The sequence below is a fragment of the Niastella sp. genome, assembly GCF_045805085.1.
In the GTDB taxonomy this organism is placed as follows: Bacteria; Bacteroidota; Bacteroidia; order Chitinophagales; family Chitinophagaceae; genus Niastella.
Window position 1 is genome coordinate 1 of the sequence record NZ_JBJMLX010000237.1, and the last position, 2,349, is coordinate 2,349.

The 2,349-nt window shown below is 46.9% G+C and carries 1 pseudogene; it reads right to left on the bottom strand.

The features are described from left to right. Window positions 1–105: 105 nt before the first annotated feature. A pseudogene (locus ACJ751_RS12075) lies at window positions 106–2,349 on the bottom strand (chromosome segregation protein SMC); the annotation flags it as partial.

A 2,349-nucleotide genomic window follows, 5' to 3' on the forward strand; every position in this document is an offset into this window, starting at 1 on the left:
GCGACTGATGTCGAATTATTTCTTTAAAACGGCGGTGAGTACCCTAAAACAAAAAACCCTCCGGCTAACCGAAGGGTTATTTATATCTAATCATTAAACCTCGTGTTAATTCAGGTTCCGGAAGTCAACCGGAACGAGTTTGCTCACCCCTGGTTCCTGCATGGTTACCCCATAGATCACATCCACCGCACTCATCGTTTGCTTGTTGTGCGTTACAATGATGAACTGGCTCTCCTGGCTAAACTTACGGATCATTTGAGTGAACTTACCTACGTTGGCATCATCGAGCGGCGCATCCACCTCATCGAGGATACAGAACGGCGCCGGCTTAATCAGGTAGATCGCAAACAACAGGGCCGTCGCCGTTAATGTTTTCTCACCACCACTCAGCTGCGTGATCGACGACGGACGTTTACCTTTAGGCTTGGCCACAATGTCGATGCTGGTTTCTGCCAGGTTCTCGGGGTTCTCCAGGATCATATCAGCCGAATCATCTTCGGTGAACAATGCCTTGAACACCTTCTGGAAGTTCTCGCGCACCTTGTTGAAGGTATCGAGGAACTGCTGGTTGGCGGTTGCTTCTACTTCCTGTATGGTTTGTAACAGGCTGTCTTTGGCCGATACCAGGTCGTTCTTTTGCTCCAGAATGAACTCATAGCGTTTCTTCATTTCCGTGAAGGCTTCGATGGCGGTGGGGTTCACTTCACCCAGGTTCTCCAACCGTTTTTTCATCCGGTCGCCTTTCTCCTGCAACTCCTCTACAGGCGTTTCGCCTGTACGGGGTTGATCCAGAATATCATCCAGGTTGATCTTGAACTCCACATTCAACCGCTCTTTCATTCCCGCCAGCTGAAGTTTCAGTTCATTCAGCTTGTCTTTTATTTCAGCCAGCAAATGCTCGGTTTGCTCTCTTTCTTTTATTTTATGACGCAGCTCGCTTTCTTTTTCACCCAGGGCATTACGCATGTTGTAATAAGCCTGGTCGGCTTCGTTCAGCTTTTTCTCTTCTTCTTCTTTGCGGCGCATCATGTCAACCAGCCCATTTTCGGCTGTAGTCAGTTGTTCTGAACTTCCGGTAATGTTCTCCAACGTTTGCTTTAACTGCGATGCATTGGTTTCCACCTGATTCTGCAGCTCAACCAGCTGTTTGCTCTTGAACTGTAGTTCCTGGGTCAATGAGTTGATCTTACTGGTTTGACGTGTTAACTGCAGGTTGTATTCATTGAACACCGTTTGCGCATTGGTATACTCGCTTTCGGCTCTTTTGTATTCATTTTCTACACTTGCCAGTTGTTCGCCCAGTTCCTGCAACTGATTCACCAGCTCCATCCATTGCTGGCGGGTGCCGGAAATAGAAGAAGTGGTTTCCTCCAGGTTCATTTGCAGTTCTTCCAGTCTGTTTTGGGAAGAACTTTGCGACCCGTGCAGGTTTTCCATTTTATTCTCCAGAGAGAACACCTGGTTGGTCAATGTATTGATGTCCTGTTGCGTCTGTTTGATGACGGTATCTTTCAACTGCTCGTTGTAGCCGATCACCTCGTTGTGCTTTTGTTGAATGCCATCTTTCAGGCCCTGCACAACACCTTCCAGCGATACTATCTCTTCGTGTAATTTTTCCAGGTTCTTGGCACGACCGATCTTTTTGCCTTCAAACAAACCAACGCTACCACCGGTTAAGGAGAATTTACCTTTTACGTATTTACCGGTTTTTTCCAGCACCACCGACCCATTGCTGGTAGCCAGTGCATCATCGCTTTCGGCGATAAATACATTGCCCAGTAAGTATTCGGCCAGCTGGCGGTATTGTGCATCTACCTCAATTACATCCATTGCAGCAATGGTGTTGGCAGGTGCATGACCGTTATCGTTCTTATGCTCGTTTAATTTATCGAGCAGGAAGAAGTTTGCCTTTCCTTTTTTGTTATTATCCAGCAGGTGAACGGCCTGTAAGCCTTCCTGCAGGTTGTTCACTACGTAATAGTTCAGGTAAGGTTCCAGCACGTTTTCAACGGCAGCGCGAAACTCTTCCTTTACATAAATAATATCTGATAAAATGGGGGCGGCATGGTTCCAGCCCTTATTATTATGCAGGAACTTCACACTTTCAGGATAGCCTTCCATTGAGTCGATAAGGCTTTTCAACAGATCGTGCTCGTTCTTTTTAGCGTCGAGCTTTCTGCCTTCTTCGGCTAACTTCTGGCGTAAACCTTCCAGTTCGCCCTGTGTTTGTAAGATCTGTTCCCTGGTTCTTTCGTGTTGTTCCTGTAACATCCGCAGATCACGCTGGCGTTTTTCCAGATCCTGCTCTTTCACCATCTTATCTTCTTCCAGTTGTTTTAACTGGCTGTA